We start from the raw sequence: 503 nt of genomic DNA on the forward strand, positions 1-503 counted from the left end.
CCGGGGCATTCGCCGCGAGATCGGCCATCGAGACTGAGGCGTCACTCAGGGTCTTGCCCACGAGTGCCTGGTTTAGCACGTCGCGGAGTCTCGCCACCTGATCGGCGGTGAGCTCGATATCGGTGTCGACGTTGCGCTGATCAACGCGTCCCGTGTCGGTGATGAGGACGAGCAGAATTCGGGAGGGGGTGAGCTGCACGACTTCGCAATGCCGGACTCGGGAGACATCCAGGGTCGGTAGCTGTGCGACTGCGGCTTGTCTGGTGAGCTGGCTGAGCAGCTGCACACCGCGCCGCAGAACATCCTCCAGGTCAACCCCGTCCTCGAGGAAGTTCTGGATCGCCCGCCGTTCCACCGGGGAGAGGGGCTTGACCTCGTGGAGCGAGTCGACGAAGAGCCGGTAGCCCTTCTCTGTGGGGATCCGGCCGGAGCTAGCGTGCTGCTGCACGATGTAGCCCTCGGATTCGAGGACGGCCATGTCGTTGCGGATGGTGGCGGAGCTG

Annotated in this window: 1 pseudogene; it reads right to left on the reverse strand. The window is 64.6% G+C overall.

The features are described 5' to 3' along the window. A pseudogene (locus JDV75_RS00080) lies at positions 1 to 503 on the reverse strand (heat-inducible transcriptional repressor HrcA); the annotation flags it as partial.

Source organism: Corynebacterium meridianum (assembly GCF_016342265.1).
Taxonomy (GTDB): Bacteria; Actinomycetota; Actinomycetes; order Mycobacteriales; family Mycobacteriaceae; genus Corynebacterium; species Corynebacterium meridianum.